20 protein-coding genes, 1 tRNA gene and 2 pseudogenes are annotated in these 19,283 nt (G+C 75.8%); 15 read left to right on the top strand and 8 right to left on the bottom strand.

Translation table 11 applies throughout. The features are described 5' to 3' along the window. Positions 1-5 precede the first annotated feature (5 nt). Positions 6-899, top strand: a complete 894-nt coding sequence (locus MY520_RS01330) for a hypothetical protein (protein WP_436689307.1) — start codon at positions 6-8, stop codon at positions 897-899. A 20-nt stretch (positions 900-919) separates the two neighbouring features. Here the strand turns inward: MY520_RS01330 and MY520_RS01335 are convergent, their stop codons facing one another. Beyond that, the gene (locus tag MY520_RS01335; RefSeq protein WP_436689309.1) at positions 920-1,768 is read right to left on the bottom strand and encodes a UbiA family prenyltransferase; all 849 of its coding nucleotides are present in this window, start codon (positions 1,766-1,768) and stop codon (positions 920-922) included. Positions 1,769-1,899: 131 nt separating this feature from the next. Between MY520_RS01335 and MY520_RS01340 the strand changes: the two genes are divergently transcribed. The 5 genes from MY520_RS01340 to rlmB are packed head-to-tail and all read left to right on the top strand — an operon-like array spanning position 1,900 to position 5,978. Then, positions 1,900-2,382 carry a CarD family transcriptional regulator gene (locus MY520_RS01340; protein ID WP_091929357.1) on the top strand — a complete coding sequence of 161 codons (483 nt, stop codon included), beginning with the start codon at positions 1,900-1,902 and terminating at the stop codon, positions 2,380-2,382. Positions 2,383-2,423: 41 nt separating this feature from the next. Beyond that, the gene (gene ispD / locus MY520_RS01345) at positions 2,424-3,098 is read left to right on the top strand and encodes a 2-C-methyl-D-erythritol 4-phosphate cytidylyltransferase (protein WP_436689311.1); all 675 of its coding nucleotides are present in this window, start codon (positions 2,424-2,426) and stop codon (positions 3,096-3,098) included. Beyond that, positions 3,095-3,592 carry a 2-C-methyl-D-erythritol 2,4-cyclodiphosphate synthase gene (ispF, locus tag MY520_RS01350; RefSeq protein WP_436689313.1) on the top strand — a complete coding sequence of 166 codons (498 nt, stop codon included), beginning with the start codon at positions 3,095-3,097 and terminating at the stop codon, positions 3,590-3,592. The genes ispD and ispF overlap by 4 nt, the downstream gene beginning before the upstream one ends. Positions 3,593-3,618: 26 nt before the next feature. Continuing rightward, positions 3,619-5,019 carry a cysteine--tRNA ligase gene (gene cysS / locus MY520_RS01355; RefSeq protein ID WP_436689314.1) on the top strand — a complete coding sequence of 467 codons (1,401 nt, stop codon included), beginning with the start codon at positions 3,619-3,621 and terminating at the stop codon, positions 5,017-5,019. After that, positions 5,001-5,978 (top strand): 23S rRNA (guanosine(2251)-2'-O)-methyltransferase RlmB, encoded by a 978-nt coding sequence (rlmB, locus tag MY520_RS01360; protein ID WP_436689316.1) that lies wholly within the window; start codon positions 5,001-5,003, stop codon positions 5,976-5,978. Before cysS ends, rlmB begins: the two co-directional genes overlap by 19 nt. An 18-nt stretch (positions 5,979-5,996) precedes the next feature. Here rlmB and MY520_RS01365 read toward each other — a convergent pair whose 3' ends face one another. From MY520_RS01365 to MY520_RS01385, 5 genes and pseudogenes are all read right to left on the bottom strand, one after another. Next, on the bottom strand, positions 5,997-7,277 hold the full coding sequence (locus tag MY520_RS01365; protein ID WP_436689318.1) for a DUF445 domain-containing protein: 1,281 nt from the start codon (positions 7,275-7,277) through the stop codon (positions 5,997-5,999). Positions 7,278-7,323: 46 nt separating this feature from the next. Beyond that, positions 7,324-8,718 carry a trypsin-like peptidase domain-containing protein gene (locus MY520_RS01370; protein ID WP_436689320.1) on the bottom strand — a complete coding sequence of 465 codons (1,395 nt, stop codon included), beginning with the start codon at positions 8,716-8,718 and terminating at the stop codon, positions 7,324-7,326. Between the two features lie 105 nt (positions 8,719-8,823). After that, positions 8,824-9,347 (bottom strand): annotated as a pseudogene (locus MY520_RS01375) (ABC transporter permease). After that, on the bottom strand, positions 9,344-9,595 hold the full coding sequence (locus MY520_RS01380) for an ABC transporter permease (protein ID WP_436689322.1): 252 nt from the start codon (positions 9,593-9,595) through the stop codon (positions 9,344-9,346). The pseudogene MY520_RS01375 and the gene MY520_RS01380 overlap by 4 nt, the downstream one beginning before the upstream one ends. A gap of 36 nt (positions 9,596-9,631) precedes the next feature. Beyond that, positions 9,632-10,531 (bottom strand): universal stress protein, encoded by a 900-nt coding sequence (locus tag MY520_RS01385; protein ID WP_436689324.1) that lies wholly within the window; start codon positions 10,529-10,531, stop codon positions 9,632-9,634. Between the two features lie 189 nt (positions 10,532-10,720). On the opposite strand from MY520_RS01385, the gene MY520_RS01390 reads away from it, so the two are divergent. From MY520_RS01390 to MY520_RS01415, 6 genes and pseudogenes are all read left to right on the top strand, one after another. Then, positions 10,721-11,347, top strand: coding sequence for a hypothetical protein (locus MY520_RS01390; RefSeq protein WP_436689326.1), 627 nt, complete (start codon positions 10,721-10,723; stop codon positions 11,345-11,347). 134 nt (positions 11,348-11,481) lie between these two features. Further along, a pseudogene (locus MY520_RS01395) lies at positions 11,482-12,876 on the top strand (3' terminal RNA ribose 2'-O-methyltransferase Hen1); the annotation flags it as partial. 58 nt (positions 12,877-12,934) lie between these two features. Then, positions 12,935-15,508 carry a polynucleotide kinase-phosphatase gene (locus tag MY520_RS01400; protein WP_436689328.1) on the top strand — a complete coding sequence of 858 codons (2,574 nt, stop codon included), beginning with the start codon at positions 12,935-12,937 and terminating at the stop codon, positions 15,506-15,508. Positions 15,509-15,795: 287 nt separating this feature from the next. Then, the gene (locus MY520_RS01405) at positions 15,796-16,071 is read left to right on the top strand and encodes a hypothetical protein (protein ID WP_436689330.1); all 276 of its coding nucleotides are present in this window, start codon (positions 15,796-15,798) and stop codon (positions 16,069-16,071) included. Positions 16,072-16,171: 100 nt separating this feature from the next. Beyond that, positions 16,172-16,247 (top strand) — tRNA-Thr (locus tag MY520_RS01410). Between the two features lie 122 nt (positions 16,248-16,369). After that, complete coding sequence (locus tag MY520_RS01415; protein ID WP_436689332.1) at positions 16,370-16,579, top strand: dodecin; 210 nt, start codon at positions 16,370-16,372, stop codon at positions 16,577-16,579. 4 nt (positions 16,580-16,583) lie between these two features. On the opposite strand, the gene MY520_RS01420 is transcribed toward MY520_RS01415, so the two are convergent. Continuing rightward, positions 16,584-16,997 carry a DUF5313 family protein gene (locus MY520_RS01420; protein ID WP_436689334.1) on the bottom strand — a complete coding sequence of 138 codons (414 nt, stop codon included), beginning with the start codon at positions 16,995-16,997 and terminating at the stop codon, positions 16,584-16,586. An 88-nt stretch (positions 16,998-17,085) separates the two neighbouring features. Between MY520_RS01420 and MY520_RS01425 the strand changes: the two genes are divergently transcribed. From MY520_RS01425 to MY520_RS01435, 3 genes are all read left to right on the top strand, one after another. Then, entirely contained in the window at positions 17,086-17,517 is a 432-nt protein-coding gene (locus MY520_RS01425) for a CBS domain-containing protein (RefSeq protein WP_436689336.1), read from the top strand. Between the two features lie 65 nt (positions 17,518-17,582). Further along, on the top strand, positions 17,583-18,500 hold the full coding sequence (gene rarD, locus MY520_RS01430; protein ID WP_436689338.1) for an EamA family transporter RarD: 918 nt from the start codon (positions 17,583-17,585) through the stop codon (positions 18,498-18,500). Between the two features lie 113 nt (positions 18,501-18,613). Beyond that, a complete protein-coding gene (locus tag MY520_RS01435) occupies positions 18,614-18,976 on the top strand; it encodes a DUF3263 domain-containing protein (RefSeq protein ID WP_436689339.1) in 363 nt (120 codons plus the stop codon). 29 nt (positions 18,977-19,005) lie between these two features. Here the strand turns inward: MY520_RS01435 and MY520_RS01440 are convergent. After that, on the bottom strand, positions 19,006-19,283 hold a 278-nt coding region (locus tag MY520_RS01440), incomplete at its 5' end, for a hypothetical protein (RefSeq protein WP_436689341.1).

Consider the following 19,283-nt stretch of genomic DNA (forward strand, 5'->3'; position numbering starts at 1 on the left):
ACGAGATGACCGGTCCAGCTGACGCCCGCGCCGCGGAGGTGGCCTTCGAGGCCGCCCTCGCCGGCCGTCCCGTACCCGACGGCGCCTCCGGCCTGGCCGCGTTCACCGACGCGGTGCGGGGCGAGGGCGCCGCCCCCGGGCGGCCGAACGCGGCCCTGGCCGAACTGCTGGCGACCGGTCTCCTCACCACCCACCAGGAACCGTCCCGCGGGACGGCCGGGCTCCCCGCCCGGACCTCACGGAAGAGGCCACGCATGCTGCTCTCCACCCTCGTCGCCAAGATCATCGGTGCCGGCGCACTGGCCAAGGCCGCCGCCGGCACCGGTGTCGTCGTCGTCGCGCTCGCCGGCGCCACGACCGCCGGCGTCGTCACCTCCCAGGACCAGACGACCCCGGTCGTCGAGTCCCCCGTGACGCAGGAGGACGTCGATCCCGACCCGACGGTCGACCCCGACCCGCTCACGAGCACGGACCCCGGTGCCGGCGACGGCACGGACACCGACGTCCCGGGCGGCAGCACCGCCGGGACGCCGTCCGGGACGCCCTCCGAGACGCCGTCCGAGGCGCCCGTCGGGACGCCCGACGAGCCGGTGGTGACGCCGACTCCCGAGCTGACGCCGCAGCAGGCCTGGCAGGAGGGCCCCGACGAGGGCCAGTCGCACGGCGACTGGGTGAGCGAGGGCGCCCGCGAGGGCTGGGTCGACGGCGGCACCGTCAGCGCCCAGGCGCACCGGCGCAACCAGCAGCGCCGCGAGGCCCGCGAGGCCGCCCCCGCGCCCGTGCCGGCGCCGGTCGTGCAGGAGCCCGCGGCCGAGGAGCCGGTCGCGGAGGCCCCGGCGGTCTCGGACAGCCGGCCCGGGAACGGCAACGGCGGCGGGAACGGCAACGGCCGGAAGTGACCCGCCGGGCGGGGCCGCGCTCAGGTGACCGCGGCCCCGCCCGCCAGCAGCAGCACGACGTCCAGGACGGTCAGGAGCATCACGGCCGGGAACGCCGCCCGGCGGAAGCGGGCGGTGCCGGCGAGGGCAGCGACCGCGACGGCCGGCACGGCCAGCGCGAGCCCGGCCCAGCCGGCTGCCGTCGGCGGGCCGGCGGGGCCGAGCACGAGCAGGAGCGAGGTCGACCCGAGAAGCGCCGCCCCGGTGACGGCCGACGCCCGGGCGCCCAGTCGGTGCGGCAGCCCGCGGACGCCGGTGGCGAGGTCGTCCTCGATGTCGGGGGCGACGTTCGCGAAGTGTGCCGCGGCGCCCAGCGCGCCACCGGCCGCCACGAGCCACCAGGGCGCGACCGGTGCACCCGGGGCGGCGGCGACCACGCCGGCGGGCAGCGCCCCGAACCCGGTCACGTACGGCACGACGGACACGGCGGTGCGCTTCAGGCCTGCGTTGTATGCCCAGCCGCTGGCGACCAGGACGAGCAGCAGCACGCCGGGGATGACACCGAGCACGAGCGACAGGACGACGGCCGCGGCCGCCGAGCCGAGGGCGAGCGTCCGCAGCAGCGAGGGGGCGACCGCGCCCTGGACGACCGGCTTGTCGGTGCGCGCGACGGCCCGGTCGCGGTCGGCGTCGAGCCAGTCGTTGCTCCACCCGATCGATGCCTGACCTGCGAGGACGGCCGCGGCCACCAGCGCCACGCGGTCCGCCGGTGTCCCCGCCGCGACGGCCAGCAGGGTCGCCACGACGGTCACCGCCACCGTCGGTCCGGGGTGCGTCGCGAGCACCAGCGCGCGGGCCGTGGCGGCCGGGCGGGAGGGGTGTGCAGGCACATCGACCACGCTGGTGTCAACCCCTCCCGACTACTTCATGTGGCCGCTGACCTGCGGATTTACGAATCCGGGCAGAACCGTTCGTCAGTCTGCCGTGGTAACCTGTGGACAGCGAAAGGGGTCACACACACATGGGCTTCACTGTCGGCGAGACCGTTGTCTACCCGCACCACGGTGCCGCGCTCATCGAGGCGATCGAGAAGCGGACCATCAAGGGTGAAGAGAAGGCCTACCTCGTGCTCAAGGTCGCCCAGGGCGATCTGACCGTGCGCGTGCCGGCTGACAACGCAGAGATCGTGGGCGTCCGTGACGTCGTCGGTCAGGAGGGGCTGAACAGGGTCTTCGAGGTCCTGCGCGCCCCGCACACCGAGGAGCCGACCAACTGGTCGCGCCGCTACAAGGCGAACCTCGAGAAGCTCGCGTCCGGTGACGTGAACAAGGTCGCCGAGGTCGTCCGCGACCTGTGGCGCCGCGACAAGGACCGGGGTCTCTCCGCCGGCGAGAAGCGCATGCTCTCCAAGGCCCGCCAGATCCTCGTCAGCGAGCTCGCGCTCGCCGAGGGCACCAACGAGGACAAGGCCGAGGTCCTCCTCGACGAGGTCCTCGCCAGCTGAGTTCCGGCTCGGCACCTCTCCCGCACGTCCAGACCACTCCCGTGCACGCTGTCGGCATCGTCGCAGCGGCCGGGAGTGGTCTGCGTCTGGGGGCGGAACGACCCAAGGCACTGGTCCCGCTGGCCGGCCGTCCGCTGGTCTGCTGGGCGGTCGACACCCTCCGCGACGGCGGGGTGGCCGAGGTCGTCGTCGCGGTCCCGGCGGCGGAGCTCGGCGCCTTCGGCTCGGTGCTCCCGCCCGACGTGCGGCTCGTCGTGGGCGGCGCGACCCGCACGGCGTCGGTCCGGGCCGCGCTGGCCGCGGTGACCGATCCCGCCCGCCCCGCGCCCGACGCCGTCCTCGTGCACGATGCCGCCCGGCCGCTGACCCCGCCCGACGTCGTCGCCCGGGTGCTCGCCGCGCTCGCCGACGGCGCCGGCGCCGTCGTGCCGGTCCTGCCGGTCGTCGACACCACGGTCACCGTGGGCGACGACGGCGTCCTCACCGGCACGCTGGCCCGCGAGACGCTGCGCCGGGTCCAGACGCCGCAGGGGTTCGGCCGCTCCGCTCTCGTCGACGCCTACGACCGGCTCCCGGCCGTCGCCGAGCTCACCGACGACGCCGCCGTGGTCCGCGCCGCCGGGATCCCGGTGACGACCGTGGCCGGCGACGAGCGGTCGGCCAAGGTGACCGTCGCGCACGACCTCGCGCTGGCGGAGCTGCAGGTCCGCGGGTGAGCCCGCCCAGGGTCGGCATCGGGGTGGACGTCCACCCGATCGAGGCCGGGCGCCCCTGCTGGCTCGCCGGGCTGGAGTGGCCGGGCGTCGACGGCTGCGCCGGCCACTCCGACGGCGACGTCGTCGCGCACGCGCTCACCGACGCGGTCCTGTCCGCCGCCGGGCTCGGCGACATCGGCGGGCTGCTCGGCACCGACGACCCGCGCTGGGCCGGGGCGCGCGGCGCGGCGGTGCTCGAGCACGTCCGCGAGGTGCTGACCGCGGCCGGCTGGCAGGTGGGCAACGCCGCCGTGCAGCTGGTCGGCGCCACTCCGAAGGTCGGCCCGCGCCGGACCGAGGCCGAGGCGGTCCTGTCGGCCGCCCTGGGCGCCCCGGTCAGCGTCACCGCCACCACGACCGACGGCCTCGGTCTCACCGGCCGCGGCGAGGGCCGGGCGGCGATGGCGACGGCGCTGGTCGTGCGGACGGCCGCGGCGCACGCCGAGCAGGGCTGAGCGCCGCCCTCCGTAGACTCCTGGCGGTGAGCCTCCGCCTGTACGACACGGCCGCCCGCGCGGTCCGCGACTTCACGCCCCTGCGTGCCGGCCAGGCCTCCGTGTACGTCTGCGGGCTCACCGTGCAGGGCCCCCCGCACGTCGGCCACGTGCGGTCCGCGCTCGCCTTCGACGTGCTGCGCCGCTGGCTGACCGCGAGCGGGCTGGAGGTGACCTACGTCCGCAACGTCACCGACATCGACGACAAGATCCTGGCCAAGGCCGTCGACGCCGGCGTCCCGTGGTGGGCCTGGGCGTACGCGAACGAGCTGGCCGTGACCCGTGCCTACGACGTCCTCGGGGTGCTGCCGCCCACCTACGAGCCCCGGGCCACCGGTCACGTGCCGGACATGGTCGCGCTGATGGACCGCCTGATCGAGCGGGGGCACGCCTACACGGCCGACGGCGACGTCTACTTCGACGTCCGCTCGTTCGCCGGCTACGGAGAGCTCACCGGGCAGCGGCTGGAGAACCTCGAGCCGGCGGCCGACACCGACAGCGACGAGCGCAAGCGCGACCCCCGCGACTTCGCGCTGTGGAAGGCGGCCAAGGCCGGCGAGCCGGAGACCGCGTCGTGGGCCACCCCGTGGGGCCGCGGCCGGCCCGGGTGGCACCTGGAGTGCTCCGCCATGGCCGGGCGCTACCTCGGCGCCGAGTTCGACGTGCACGGCGGCGGGCTGGACCTGCGCTTCCCGCACCACGAGAACGAGCGCGCGCAGTCGCAGGCGGCAGGCGACGGGTTCGCGCGCTACTGGCTGCACAACGGCTGGGTGACCCTCGGCGGCGAGAAGATGAGCAAGTCGCTGGGCAACACCGCGCTGGTCGACGAGGTGGTCAAGCGGGTGCGGCCGGTGGAGCTGCGCTACTACCTGGTCGCTCCGCACTACCGGTCGACGGTGGAGTTCACCGACGCCGCGCTGGACGAGGCCGGCGTCGCCTACCGGCGGCTGGAGTCGTTCGTGAAGCGCGCCGCCGAGCGGCTCGGACCGGACGCCGGGAAGCCCGACCTCGCGCCCGAGTTCGTCGCCGCCCTCGACGACGACCTCGGCACGCCCGCCGCGGTGGCCGTCGTCCACGAGGCGGTGCGGCAGGGCAACTCCGCCCGGGCGGCGGGCGACGACGACGGCGCGGCCGCGGCGCTGGGCTCGGTGCGGGCCATGCTCGGCGTGCTGGGCCTGGACCCGCTCGACCCGCGCTGGGCCGCCGGCACCGACGACCGGCTGAGCGCGGTGACCGGCGGGCTCGTCGCGCTGGCGCTGGAGCAGCGGCAGGCCGCCCGCGCCCGCAAGGACTTCGCCGCGGCCGACACGATCCGCGACCGGCTGGGCGCCCTCGGCGTCCAGGTCGAGGACACCCCGAACGGACCCCGATGGGAGCTGAGCCGCTGATGGCCGGCAACAGCCAGCGACGGGGCCGCACCAGCGGCGCCGGCAAGAAGGGCGCGAGCGCCGGCACCGGAGGCAAGGGCCGCCGGGCGCTCGCCGGACGCGGCGCCACGCCACCGGCCGAGATGCGCCCGGGCCACCCGGCGCAGCGGCGGGCGCAGGCCGATGCCCGGCGGCGGACCGAGCGCGACCGCAGCCGCCAGCGCGCCGACGAGACCCCGGAGCTGCTGCTCGGGCGCAACCCGGTCGTGGAGGCGCTGCGCGCGCAGATCCCGGCGACGGCCCTCTACGTGGTCACCGGCGACACCCGGGGGACCACCGACGAGCGGATCACCGAGGCGCTGCACCTGGCCAACGACCGCGGCCTGCCGCTGCTGGAGGTCGGCAAGGCCGAGTTCGACCGGATGTCCGGAGGCGCGCTGCACCAGGGGATCGGGCTCCAGGTGCCGCCCTACCAGTACGCCCACCCCGAGGACCTGCTGGACCTGGCCCACGACTCGGGCCGGCCCCCGCTGGTCGTGGCGATGGACGGCGTCACCGACCCTCGCAACCTGGGCGCCGTCGTCCGCTCGGCCGCCGCGTTCGACGCGCACGGCGTCGTCGTGCCGCAGCGGCGGGCCGTCGGCATGACCGCCTCGGCGTGGCGCACCAGCGCGGGCGCGGCGGCCCGGCTTCCGGTCGCCCGCGCAGTGAACCTGGCGCGGGCGCTGGCCGGCTACCAGGACGCCGGGCTGATGACCGTCGGCCTGGCCGGGGACGGCGACGTCGACGTGCACGACTTCGACGGCTTCGCCGACCCCGTCGCGCTGGTGGTGGGCGCGGAGGGAGCGGGGCTCTCCCGGCTGGTGCGGGAGCGCTGCGACGTCGTCGTCCGCATCCCGATCGCGCGGGACACCGAGTCGCTCAACGTGAGCGTCGCGGCGGGCATCGCGCTGTACCAGGCCGCGGCCGCGCGCCGCTGACGCCGGGCGGGTTCTCCGTCAGCCGAGCAGTTGGGCGACGGTGTAGATCAGCAGGCCGGCCAGCCCGCCGACGACGGTGCCGTTGACCCGGATCCACTGCAGATCGCGCCCCACCTGCAGCTCGATCCGCCGGCTGGTCTCCTCGGTGTCCCAGCGGGCGACCGTGCCGCCGACCAGGTCGGCCAGGTCGCCGGAGAACCGCTCGACCAGGTGACCGGCGGTGCTGCGCGCGTGCCGCTGCACGAGCTCGCGCACCCGCGGGTCGGTCTGCAGCATCGTCGCGACGTCCCGGATGAGCACGGTGACGCGGGTGCGCAGCGCGGAGTCCGGGTCGGCGGCCGCGGCGAGCACGCCGTTCTTCAGGTTGCTCCAGAGCGAGCCCGACCAGGTCCGCACGGCGGGGTGCTCGAGCAGCTCCTTCTTCAGCTCCTCCACCCGGGCCGCGGTGGCCGGGTCGGTCCGCAGCGCGTGCACGTAGGTGCGCAGCCGGGCGTCGTAGACCCGGCGCAGCTCGTGCCGCGGATCCTCGCCGACCTCCTCGAGGAAGTGCTGCACCGCGGAGAAGGCGCGGTCGAAGACCCGGTCGTCGACCCAGTCGGGCACCCAGGCCGGCGAGGCGTCGCCGAGCTGGGCCCGGAACACGACCCGGTTGTCCTCGAGGAAGTGGGCCAGCCCGCGCAGCGCCGCCGACAGCACCTCCTGGTGCCGCTCGCCGTCGACGACCAGCTCCAGGGCCCGCGCCACCACCGGTGCGGCCGGGGTGGCGTGCAGCTTGCGGTCCACCAGGGCCGCGACGGCCGGCTGCAGGTCCTCGTCGCGGAGCAGGTCGGCGACCGAGTGCAGGACCCCGGAGGCGTCACCCGCCAGCCGCTCGGCCCGCCCCGGCGCGGCCAGGAAGGCGCCGAGCCGGCCGGGGACGTCGATGGTGGCCAGCTTCTCCTCGACCACCGCGCGGGTGAGGAAGTTCTCCTCCACGAAGCTGCCGAGGCTGGCGCCGATCTGGTCCTTCTTGCGCGGGATGATCGCGGTGTGCGGGATCGGCAGCCCCAGGGGGTGCCGGAAGAGGGCGGTGACGGCGAACCAGTCGGCCAGCGCCCCGACCATCGAGGCCTCGGCGGTGGCCCGCACGTAGCCCACCCACGCGCCGGCGTCCGGCCCGAGGAGCACGCAGCCGAGGAAGACGGCGCCGGCGACCGCGAACAGGCCGGTCGCCAGCCGCTTCATCCGCGCGAGGTCGCGGGCCCGCGCCGGGTCGTCCAGCGAGCTGGCGAGGGGCGCGGTCGGGCGGGGTGCCGGCACCCGACCCAGCCTAGGCACCCCGCCGACATCGGCCCGCACGGCCGGGTCAGCCGGTGGTGCTGCCCAGCGTGACCTCCACCTGCGTGGTCTCCCCGCCGCGCCGCACGCTGACGGTCACCGCGTCGCCGGGCGTGGCGCTCCGGACGGCGGCGGTCAGCTCCGCCGAGGTGGTCACCACCCGGTCGCCGACGGCGGTGACGACGTCGCCGACCTGGAGCCCGGCGTCCGCCGCGGGGGTGCCGGGCTGCACCTGCACGACCTCCGCCCCGGTGCCGATCTCGGCGTTGTCGTCGGCGGCGGCGGTCTGCGCGCTGACCCCGAGGTAGGTGGTCCGGGCCGACCCGCTCTCGATGATCTCCTTGGCGATCCGCTGGGCAGTGTTGCCCGGGATGGCGAAGCCGACGCCGATGCTGCCGCTCTCGGACTGCCCGCCGGGGCCGCCCGCGGCCACCGTCGCGATCGCGGTGTTGATGCCGACGACCTGGCCGGCGCCGTCGACGAGGGCGCCGCCGGAGTTGCCGGGGTTGATGGCCGCGTCGGTCTGCAGCGCGTCGATCACCGTGGCGTCGCCCTCGGTGGAGCCGGTGGCCACAGCCCGGCCGGTGGCGCTGATGATCCCGTCGGTCACGGTGTCGGACAGGCCGAGCGGGGCGCCGATGGCGACCGCCAGGTCGCCGACCTGGACGTCGTCGGAGTCGGCGAAGGTGGCGGGGGTGAGGCCGGAGGCGTCGTCGAGCTTCAGCACCGCGATGTCGTAGACGGCGTCGGTCCCGACGACGGTCGCGTCGTGCAGCGTGCCGTCGCTGGTGCGCACCGACACGGTCGTCGAGCCGCCGGCGCCGTCGAGGCTCACCACGTGGTTGTTGGTGAGGACGTAGCCGTCCTCGGTGAGGACGACGCCCGAGCCGCTGCCCGCCCCCGAGGCGCCGGTGACGTACACGGTCACCACGCTGGGGGCCGCCTTGGCCGCCGCGGCGGTGACGGCGGTGGCCGTCTCCGGGTTGGTGATGGTCACGTTCTGCGTGGCGACCGTCCCACCGCCGGCGGCGTCCGACCCGTCGGCCAGCACGACGACGCCCGCACCGGCGCCACCGCCGATGAGCGCGCCGGCGAGCAGCCCGGCCACGCCGATGCGGAGCCGGCCGGACCGCCGGCCCGGCTGCGGCACGGGCGGTGCCGGGGTGAACGGCGCGGACCCGGGGGAGCCCGGGAACGACTGCGCGTGGTCCGCGGCGCCGGGGAACGGCTGCTGCGCGGTGGCGTACGGCTGCTGGCCGACGTGCGGCTGCTCCGCGGTGCCCGATGGTGCCGCGTACGGGCCCGCGGCGGGCTGGGTCGCGGTCGGGTGCTCACCGGCCGGCTGGCCGGGGACGGGGTGCTGCCACGCCGGCGGGGGCGCCCACGTGCCGGGCGCCGGGCGGGGGATGCCGTGCTCACTCACTGTTCGAGTCCTCCTCCACGGGCAACGGTCCGCTGCCCACGCCGACCACTGTCATCCGGCCCGCTGGCGCGGTGCTGGGGGCTCGCTGTGAGGTCCCTGGACGCCCTAGCAGGGGACGTCGGGGAGGAGCCGGCCCCGCGCGATCAGCTCGGTGACCGCCCACACGGCGGTGACCTGGGTGGCGAGCAGGCCGATGAGCACGAGCAGCTGGGCGGCTCCCGCCTCGAGCGGGCTGCCGCCGCCGAGCAGCACGCCGACGAAGGCGCCGGGGAGCGTGACCAGGCCGACGGTGCGGGTCTGGTCCAGCCCCGGGACGAGCGCGGTCGCCGCGGCCGGACGGGCGACCTCCAGGACGGCGTCCCGCCGCTGGAGCCCAGGGCGAGCGCGGCCTCGACCTCGCCGCGCCGTCCGGTCAGCTCCTCGCGCAGCCGGCGCCCGGCCAGGGACGTCGCCGTCATGGCCCCGCCCACCAGGATGCCCGCGACCGGGATGACCGCCTCACCGCGCAGCGGTACCGCCCCGCTGGCCAGCACCAGCGCCACGACCGGCACCGCTCCGGCCAGCACCGGCAGGGCCGCGGCGGCCACCCGCCGGGGCGCGCCGGCGGCCCGGACCGGCAGCCCCGTCACCCGGCCGCCGTGGCCGCCGCCACCCCCACCATCAGCAGGACGAACGCCACCGACAGCGGGAGCGACCGCACGACCGCCAGCAGCAGCGCCGAGACGACGGCCAGCTGCACGGTCGCCCGCAGGGCCGCGACGACGACCGGGCGGTCCTGCCCGAGGCCGGACAGCCGGCCTCCCACCGCCGCCAGGGCGGTGAGCACCGCAAGGACGGCGGCCAGGCGTGGACCGAGGTCGACGACGGAGGAACCCACGGGCGCCGATCCTGCCGAGGGCCCGCCGGGCGCCCATCACCCCATGGCGCTGCTGCCCTCCCGCGACTCGCGGGGCATCCGGTCCGCCGGAGGCAGGAAGGCCATCGGCGAGGTGTTGTGGCGGAGGAGCCAGCGGTGCATCGCGTCCATGGGGCGGTGCAGCAGGCCGCCGTGGCCGGCGCTGAGCGAGAGCAGCGGGGTCGGGCAGGCCGCGGCCAGCACCCGGCCGCCGGTGGCGTGGGGCAGCGGCTGGTGGGTCACCCGCAGGTCGGGGAAGCGCTCCGACCACGCCTGCTCGTCCGCCGTCCAGTCCGAGGCGTCGTCCGGCCGGCTGTGCAGCACGGTCAGCGGCACGCTCGCGCGCATCGCCTCCGCGGCGGCGAAGGTGGCCACCGGCTCGTCGTCGCCCGGTTCGCCGAGGCCGAGGAGGGCGACGTGCGGCCGGGTGCCGCCGGTGGTGCGCTGCGGCCGGGGCACGACGACGACCGGCCGCGGCGAGCGCGCGGCGACCTTCTGGGCCACCGAGGCCAGGACCATCTCGTCGGCGGCTCCGGTGGTGGAGATGCCGAGGACGACCAGCTGCGCGTTCTCGGCGGCCTGGAGCAGCGCGGTGACGGGGTCGCCGCCGACGACCTCGGTCGACGCCGGCACCGTCGGCGCGGTGTGCTTGGCGACCGTGTACGCCGTCGCGGTCATTCCGCGGGCCTGCTCCGACGACGACCCCCCGGCATCGCGCTTGCGCCCGACGTTGGTCGAGGCGTGCACGATCCGCAGTGGCGCTGCGCGGCGCGCGGCCTCCTCGGCTGCCCACCGGACGGCTCGCAGCCCGCACTCGCTGCCGTCGGCGCCCACCACGACGGGCAGGACGGGCGGATCGCCGTCCTCCGGCTGGCGCTGGGACAGCGTGCTGGCGGGCGTGGGGGTCGTCGTTGACACGGGCACCTCCGGAACTGGGTCGTCCCCCGTGTGTCTCCTCCGAGCGTCCTACCCCGGGCCGCCGCAGGGAAGACCCCCGCTGACCACGGTGTGTGCAAGGAGGCCGGGGCCGGGGTAGGGACGGAACGGCCGCCGCCGCTCGGCAGCGGCCCGGCCCCCCGTGTCCGGAACTTCCCTGGAGGCTGCCCCGTGCCCCACCGCGGACCGTTCGCCCGACTCCTGCTGGGGATCGGCCTCCTCGCCGCCGCCGCCCTGGCCGTCCTCGGCGGCCTGGCCCTGCCGCCCAGCGGGCTGGTCGCCATCGGCCTGGCCGGCGTCGTCGCCGGCGCCCTCGCCGGGGGCATCGCCCGGGAGTCCGCCCGGCCCCAGCGGAGCGCGACGGTGGACGCCGCGTGGAAGGCGGCGGTGGGGACCGTGACCGTGCTGCTCGTGCTGTCGGGCACCACCGCCCTCGGGGGAGCCATGCTGACCCTGCTCGTGGCGGCCGCGGGGGTCGCGGCCGTGCTGGCGGCCTGGTCCGTGCGCACAGGGCGGACGCCGTCGGTCCGGCCCGTGCCGCAGCCGCCGGCCGGCCCGCTGCCTCCGGTGTCGACGATGGGCAACGGAGACCTGGGCCGCGAGTGGGTGCACAGCACCGAGGCGCTGGCCGGCCGGCTGGACGCGCGCACCCGGCACGCGATCGTGGTCCGCCGCCAGGAGACCCTCGACGAGCTGGAGCGCCGCGACCCGGCCGGGTTCGCGCGGTGGCTGAGCGGCGTCCCGCTGCCCGGCAGCGACCCGGCCGGACACCTGCGCCACGGGGACCCGGCCGCCTGAGCCCGGGACGGGTCATAAGGCGTACGCGCCGGAGCGGCCCCAGGCGACGACCGCGGACGCGGCGACGGTCGACGGCGCCGACGCGGTCGGCGAAAGGTGGTCGACTCCGCGCCGTCGCTCCGTGACACTTCGGCGTGCTCGTCACCCTGTCCACCACGCACGTGCCCGCGACGGACCTCGGCTTCCTGCTGCACAAGAACCCCGCGCGGGCGCAGCAGGTGGAGGTGTCGACCGGCACGGCGCACGTGTTCTACCCGGAGGCGGACGAGCACCGCTGCACCGTTGCCCTGCTGCTCGACGTCGACCCGATCGGCCTGGTGCGCACCGCCCGGGCCGGCGGAGATGACGGCGCACTCGCCCAGTACGTCAACGACCGCCCGTACGCGGCGTCGAGCCTGCTGGCGGTGGCGCTCGGCAAGGCGTTCTCCAGCGCCCGCCGAGGGGTGAGCAAGGAGCGGCCGGAGTTGGTCGACGTCGCTCTCCCCTTGGAGGTGCACATTCCCGCGCTGTCGTGCCGCGGCGGGAGGGAGATGGCGCACCGGTTCTTCGCGCCGCTGGGCTGGCGGGTCGATGCGACGGCGGTGCCGCTGGACGAGACGCTCCCGGAGTGGGGCGACTCCCGGTACGTGGAGCTGCGGCTCAGCGGTGAGCTGCGGCTGGCGGACGCGCTCAACCACCTCTACGTGGCGCTGCCGGTGCTCGACGACGCGAAGCACTACTGGATCGGATCCGACGAGATCGAGAAGCTGCTGCGAGCCGGAAACGGCTGGCTGGTCACCCACCCCGAGCGGGACCTGATCACGCGCCGGTACCTGGGTCACCGGACCGCGCTGACCCGCCGCGCGATCGAGCGGCTCGCCGAGGTGGACGACGCCGAGGCCGAGGACCTGGACGACGCTATGGCGCCGCCGCGCGCGGCTGCCGGCGGCCCGCATGGCACGGACGGCGAGGATGCGGCCGACCGGCCGGTGCCCCTGGCCCTGCAGCGGCACGGGGCGGTGCTGTCCGCGCTTCGTTCGGCCGGCGCCCAGCGGGTCGTCGACCTCGGCTGTGGCGCCGGTGCGCTCCTCCACGCGCTGCTGGCCGAACCGGCGTTCACCGAGGTCCTCGGCGTCGACGTCAGCGCCCGGGCGCTGGAGGTGGCCGCCCGGCGGCTCCGGCTGGACCGGCTGCCCGAGCGGCAGCGCGCGCGGATCGGGCTGCTGCAGAGCGGCCTGACCTACACCGATGCCCGCCTGCGGGGCTACGACGCGGCGGTGCTGATGGAGGTCATCGAGCACCTCGACCTCGACCGGCTGCCGGCGCTCGAGCACGCCGTCTTCGCCGCCGCGGCCCCGGCGACCGTCGTCGTCACCACGCCCAACGTCGAGTACAACGTCCGCTTCGAGAGCCTGCCGGCCGGCACGTTCCGGCACCGGGACCACCGGTTCGAGTGGACCCGGCAGCAGTTCGCCGACTGGGCGGCCGCCGTCGGCGACCGGCGCGGGTACGCCGTCCGGCTGCTCGGCGTCGGCGAGCAGGACCCGGAGGTCGCACGCCCACGCAGATGGCCGTCTTCACCCGCGCAGCGGGAACGGAGGTGGCCGCGTGACCACCGCGACCGGGGAGCGCCCGGCCGCCGAGCCGCGCACCGTCGTCGTGCCCGACCTGGCCCTGGTCGTGCTGGTCGGGGTCAGCGGCTCGGGCAAGAGCACCTTCGCGCGCCGGCACTTCCGGCCGACCCAGGTGCTCTCCAGCGACTTCTGCCGCGGCCTGGTGGCCGACGACGAGAACGACCAGTCGGCGACGCCGGCCGCCTTCGACCTGCTGCACCACATCGCCGGCATCCGGCTGGCCGCGGGCCGGCTCACGGTCGTGGACGCCACCAACGTCAAGGCCGAGGACCGCGCCTCCCTCGTGCGGCTGGCGCGCGAGCACGACGTGCTGCCCGTGGCGATCGTGCTCGACGTGCCGGAGGGGGAGTGCCTGGCCCGGAACGCCGCCCGGCCGGACCGGGACCTCTCACCCGCGGTGATCCGGCGGCAGCGGTCCGACCTGCGGCGCGGCCTGCGTGGCCTGGGCCGCGAGGGCTTCCGCAAGGTGCACCTGCTGATGAGCACGGAGGAGATCGAGCGCGCAGTCATCACCTACGAGAAGCAGTACAACGACCGGCGCGAGGACACCGGCCCGTTCGACGTCGTGGGCGACGTGCACGGCTGCCGCACCGAACTCGAGGAGCTGCTCGGCGAGCTCGGCTACGACCTGCGCCGGGACGAGCGCGGACGTGCCGTGGACGCCGAGCACCCGGCCGGGCGCCGCGTGGTCTTCGTCGGTGACCTGGTCGACCGCGGGCCGGACTCACCCGGCGTGCTGCGCCTGGTCATGGGCATGGTCGCCGCCGGACACGCGCTGTGCGTGCCGGGCAACCACGAGAACAAGCTCGTGCGTGCCCTGCGCGGGCGGAACGTGCAGCGCACCCACGGCCTGGAGCGCACGCTGGCCCAGCTCGAGGCGGAGGACGACGACTTCCGGCGTCAGGTCGAGGAGTTCTGCCACGGCCTGGTCAGTCACTACGTCCTGGACGGCGGAGCGCTGGTCGTCGCGCACGCCGGGCTCAAGGAGTCGCTGCAGGGCCGGTCGAGCGCCCGGGTGCGGGACTTCGCGCTCTACGGCGAGACGACCGGGGAGACCGACGAGTTCGGCCTGCCGGTGCGCTACCCCTGGGCGACCGAGTACCGCGGCCGCGCGATGGTGCTCTACGGGCACACCCCGGTCCCCACGCCGGAGTGGGTCAACAACACCCTCTGCCTCGACACCGGCTGCGTGTTCGGCGGTCGGCTCACCGCGCTGCGCTATCCCGAGCGCGAGCTGGTCGGCGTCGCGGCGAAGGAGACCTACTACGAGCCGGCCCGCCCGTTCCTGCCCGAGGGGGACGCCGCCCCGCCGGCCGAGGCGCGGCGGCGCGACGACGTCCTCGACGTCGGTGACGTGCTCGGCAAGCGGGTCGTGGAGACCCGGCTCGCCGGCCGGGTGACGGTGCGCGAGGAGAACGCCGCGGCGGCGATCGAGGTGATGAGCCGGTTCGCCGTGGCGCCGGAGCAGCTGCTCTACCTGCCGCCGACGATGAGCCCCGCGGCCACCTCGACCCGGCCGGGTCTGCTCGAGCACCCGGCCGAGGCGTTCGCCTACTTCCGCGGTGAGGGCGTGGCCGAGGTCGTCTGCCAGGAGAAGCACATGGGCTCCCGGGCGGTCGCCCTCGTCCGCCGGCCGGGATCCGCCGAGGAGGTGCCGGGGGTGCTGCACACCCGCACCGGCCGGTCGTTCCTCGGCCCCGAGCTCACCGCCGCGTTCCTGGCCCGGCTCGCTGCCGCCGCCGAGGAGGCCCACGTGTTCGAGGAGCTCGGCGCCGACTGGCTGCTGCTCGACGCCGAGCTGCTGCCGTGGTCGGTCAAGGCCGGCGACCTGATCCGCAGCCAGTACGCCGCGGTGGGGGCCGCCGCGCGGACGGCGCTCCCCGCCGCTCTCGCCGCCCTGGAGCAGGCGGCCGGGCGGGGCCTGGACGTGGCGGAGGTGCTCGACCGCCAGCGGCGGCGAGCCGACGACGCCGAGGCGTTCACGGCGGTGTACCGGCGCTACTGCTGGCCGACCGACGGGTTGGCCGGCGTCTCCTTCGCGCCCTTCCAGCTGCTCGCCTCCACCGGAGCCACGTACGCCGACCGGCCGCACGCCTGGCACCTGGCCATCGCCGACCGCCTCGTCGACGCCGACCCCGAGCTGGTCCGCGGGACCCGCTGGCTCACCGTCGACGTCACCGACCCGGCCGGCGAGAGCACGGCGACCGCGTGGTGGGAGGAGATGACCGCGGCCGGCGGCGAGGGCATGGTCGTCAAGCCCGCGGCCAACCTGACCCGCGGCCGCGGCGGTGTGGTGCAGCCCGGCCTGAAGGTCCGCGGGCGCGAGTACCTGCGGCTGATCTACGGCCCGGACTACACCGAGCCGCAGCACCTGGACCGGCTGCGGGAGCGCTCGCTCGGCCGCAAGCGCGGACTCGCCCTCCGGGAGTACGCGCTCGGCATGGAGGGGCTGGAGCGGCTGGCCCGGGGGGAGCCGCTGTGGCGGCTGCACGAGTGCGTCTTCGCCGTCCTGGCGCTGGAGTCCGAGCCGGTGGACCCGCGCCTCTGACGTCTTCGCGCACGCACGTGCGGTGTCGTCGTCGCCTCTGCGGTGCCGCACGGCCGCAAGAGCGCGCACGACACCGCAAGGCGAACTCCGAACGCGTCACCGGGGTGCTGCGGCGGGGGGGCATCTGCTCGTCGGGCACCCGGGGCGCGAGCGGGAGGCGACGATGACGGAGGGGACCGCCCGCACCGCGTGGCGGTCTTCGACGGCGACTACGCCTCTCGCTGACCTTCGCCTACCCGGACGACTCCCTCGCCGAGACGGTCGAGCGGGAGCTGCGGAACGTGCTCGTGGCCAATCCCCGGGTGATGCGCGACATGCCGTACCTGCTGCAGGCGGCTGACCTGGAGTTGGTGGAAGCCGACGGCGTCCTGTACGCGGACGTCGGCTCCGGCGACTTCTGGCCCAACGCAGCCGAGACCTACGGAGTCGTGCTGAAGCGGTTCGGCCGGATCCCACCCGACGCGGCGGACCGGTGGCAGGCGTTCCAGCGCAGCGCGGTCGGGAACGGGACCTTCTTCGGCGCGTCGAACTACGACACCTCCCTGGCGCGGCGGCGCGGGTAGGGGCCGTCCGAACACCCGACCCACCGCGCATCGTCGAGGGAGCCGCGGGTCGTCCCTGCGTTGTCCCTATCCTTGTGCCGGGGCTGGTCCCCCATGTCCCGCCGGCGTGGCGCAACTGGTAGCGCACCCGACTTGTAATCGGGCGGTTGGGGGTTCGAGTCCCCCCGTCGGCTCCACGGGCGGTTCCCGGCGTCGGACCGCTCGCGTGGTGGCGATGCCGCGCCGTCGCTAGCGTTCGAGCGCCCGGCCGCACCGGCGGCCCGGGGTCGGACCGAGGTGGCAGGGCCGGGAGGCAGCCGTGAGCGACCACGTGTACAGGCTCAGCGAGATCGTCGGCAGCAGCGCGACGAGCGTCGACGACGCGATCCGCACCGCGATCCGCAAGGCAGCGCAGACGGTGCGCCACATCGAGTGGTTCGAGGCCAAGGAGATCCGCGGGATGGTCGCCGACGGCGACGTCGCCTACTTCCAGGTGCGCGTGTCGATCGGGTTCCGGGTCGAGGACTGAGCCCTCAGTCGAAGCTGCCGGCGCCGCCCTGGCGATAGGGCGACCGGCGCTCGAGGGCCTCCCGCTCGGCGCGCTCCTCGCGCAGCCGGGCGGCGGTCCCCGCGGGGTAGCCGGCCTTGGCCACCCGGTGCTCGATGGTCTCGGTCATGAAGGCGATCGAGAAGATCAGCGCCATCAGCAGACCGCCGACGGCGACCGACAGCCGGTAGACCAGCGGGACCGGCACCACGACCACGCAGAGCACCAGCACGGGCAGGAGCTGGACGACGGCGCGGGTCAGGTGCCGGCGGATCCAGCCCCGCTCGGTCGTGTCGGCCAGCACCCACGGCGAGAGCTCGGCGGGCAACCCCCCGCCGAGCGCGTAGCGCACCCACTGCAGCGGCGTGGGCCGGCGGCGGGCGGACCGGGTGGTCGGCACACCACGACGGTAGGCCGCCGCGGCGTTGCCCGGCAGAGGCGATCGGGAGCACACTCCAACCTCGCGTCCAGCAGGTCAGGGAGGTCTCGTGCACATCCGCCAGGTGCTGCGTCGCAAGGGCTCGGAGGTCGCCACCGTGGAGGCCTCGGCCAGCGTCCGCGAGGCGCTGGCGTTGCTGGCCGAGCACCGCGTCGGTGCCCTCGTCGTGTCCGGCGACGGGAAGACCGTCGAGGGCATCGTCTCCGAGCGGGACGTCGTCCGCGCCCTGCACGACCGGGGCGCCGAACTGCTCACCGATCCCGTGTCCAGCCTCATGACCGCCGACGTGCACACCTGCGTCCCGTCGTCGGGGGTGGAGGACCTGGCCCGCACCATGACCGACCACCGCGTCCGCCACGTGCCGGTGGTGGACGGCGGCGTCCTGGTCGGCATCGTCTCGATCGGCGACGTCGTCAAGGCCCGGCTCGACGAGCTGGAGGAGGAGCGGGCGAAGCTCGTCGACTACATCCAGACCGTCTGACAGGTCGTGAGCCCGGCTCACGGTCCGGTCGACGAGGCCGGTCCCGCCGGGCGTACGGTGCGGCCGTGGACGAGCGGCGTGCGGGGGTCGTCTCCGGGCTCGCCGCCTACGGCATGTGGGGGCTGTTCCCGCTCTACTTCCCTCTGCTGGAGCCGGCCGGCGGGCTGGAGATCGTGGCCCACCGGGTGCTGTGGTCGCTGGTCTTCGTCGCGGGGCTGCTGACCGTCGTCCGCCGCTGGTCGCACGTCCGTGCCGTGCTCACCGACCGCCGCGCGCTGCTGGTCCTGCTCGGCGCCGCGTTGCTCATCGCGGTCAACTGGCTGGTGTTCGTCTACGCGGTCAACTCCGGCCACGTGGTGGAGACCTCGCTCGGCTACTTCATCAACCCGCTCGTGAGCGTGCTGCTGGGGGTGGTGGTCTTCAGCGAGCGGCTGCGCCCCCTGCAGTGGACGGCGGTCGGCATCGCCGCGGTCGCCGTCGCCGTGCTCACCGTGGACTACGGCCGACCGCCCTGGATCGCGCTGGCGCTGGCGGTCAGCTTCGGTCTCTACGGCCTGATGAAGAAGCTGGTCCGGGTCGAGGCCGCGCCCGGCCTGTTCGTCGAGACGGCGCTGGTCGCCGTCCCCGCGGCCGTGGTGGTCGCCGTGCTGCACGCGCAGGGCGAGGGGACCGCCGGCAACGCCGGGACCGGGCACCTGCTGCTGCTGATGAGCTCCGGGATCGCGACCGCGATCCCGCTGCTGCTGTTCGCCGCCGCGACCCGCCGGATCCCGCTGTCGACCGTCGGCCTGCTGCAGTACATCACCCCCCTCATGCAGCTGGCGATCGGCGTCTTCGTCTACCACGAGCCGATGCCGCCGGCCCGCCTCGCCGGCTTCGTCATCGTCTGGGTCGCCCTGGCGGTGTTCACCGCCGACAGCCTCCGACAGGCCCGCGCCGGGGCGCGGCGGCGGGCGGCGGAGGCTGCGCCCGCACCGGTCTAGACGGCACGTCATCCCCGCGTCACGGCACGCCGTCCCCTCGTCGCGCGGGCGCCCGCGGATGTCGGTGGGCGGGACTACGGTCGGGTCCTCCGCACCACAGAGAAGGACGTCCGATGCCTGCCGAACCAGCTCCCGCGGTCTCCCCGCCGGGGGGCGAGGTGCTCCCTCCGCCCGACCCCGCACCGCACGCGACGGAGGTGGCGCCGGTCCCCGCCGGCGGCCTCACCCGGCGCGAGCACGAGATGCTCGCCTTCGAGCGGCAGTGGTGGCGGCGGCCCGGCGCCAAGGAGACGGCGATCCGTGACCGCTTCGGCCTCCCGCCGACCCGCTACTACCAGGTCCTCAACGCGCTCGTCGACCGACCCGCCGCGCTGGAGGCCGACCCGTTGCTCGTCCGGCGGCTGCGCCGGTTGCGCGCGGCACGGGGACAGCGGCGTTCCTCCCAATCACTGGGCAACCGGGGCCGCGGCGTCTAGATTTGGTCACCGTGGGCAGGCATGCCGCGTCAGGCAGTGACGTACCGGACCGGGGGACCGCCCCGGTTCCGCATGGACGCCGCCGCACCGACGGTCCGGCGCCCGCCCTCGCCGACCCGGATCTGAGCGACCACCCGACCACGCCGGGCCGCAGCCGTGCCGACCGTCGCCGCGACGGTCTGCTGGAGGCGGCGGCGGACCCCGGCCGGCGCCAGGTCCCGCCGGGCCCCGTCCGCCCGGCCAGCCCGCGGGTCGCAGCTCCCGGCGGTGCCCGTGTCGCCGCACCGGCCGCGCCGCGACCGGCCGT

The organism is Geodermatophilus sp. CPCC 205506 (genome assembly GCF_051383635.1).
Classification (GTDB): domain Bacteria; phylum Actinomycetota; class Actinomycetes; order Mycobacteriales; family Geodermatophilaceae; genus Geodermatophilus.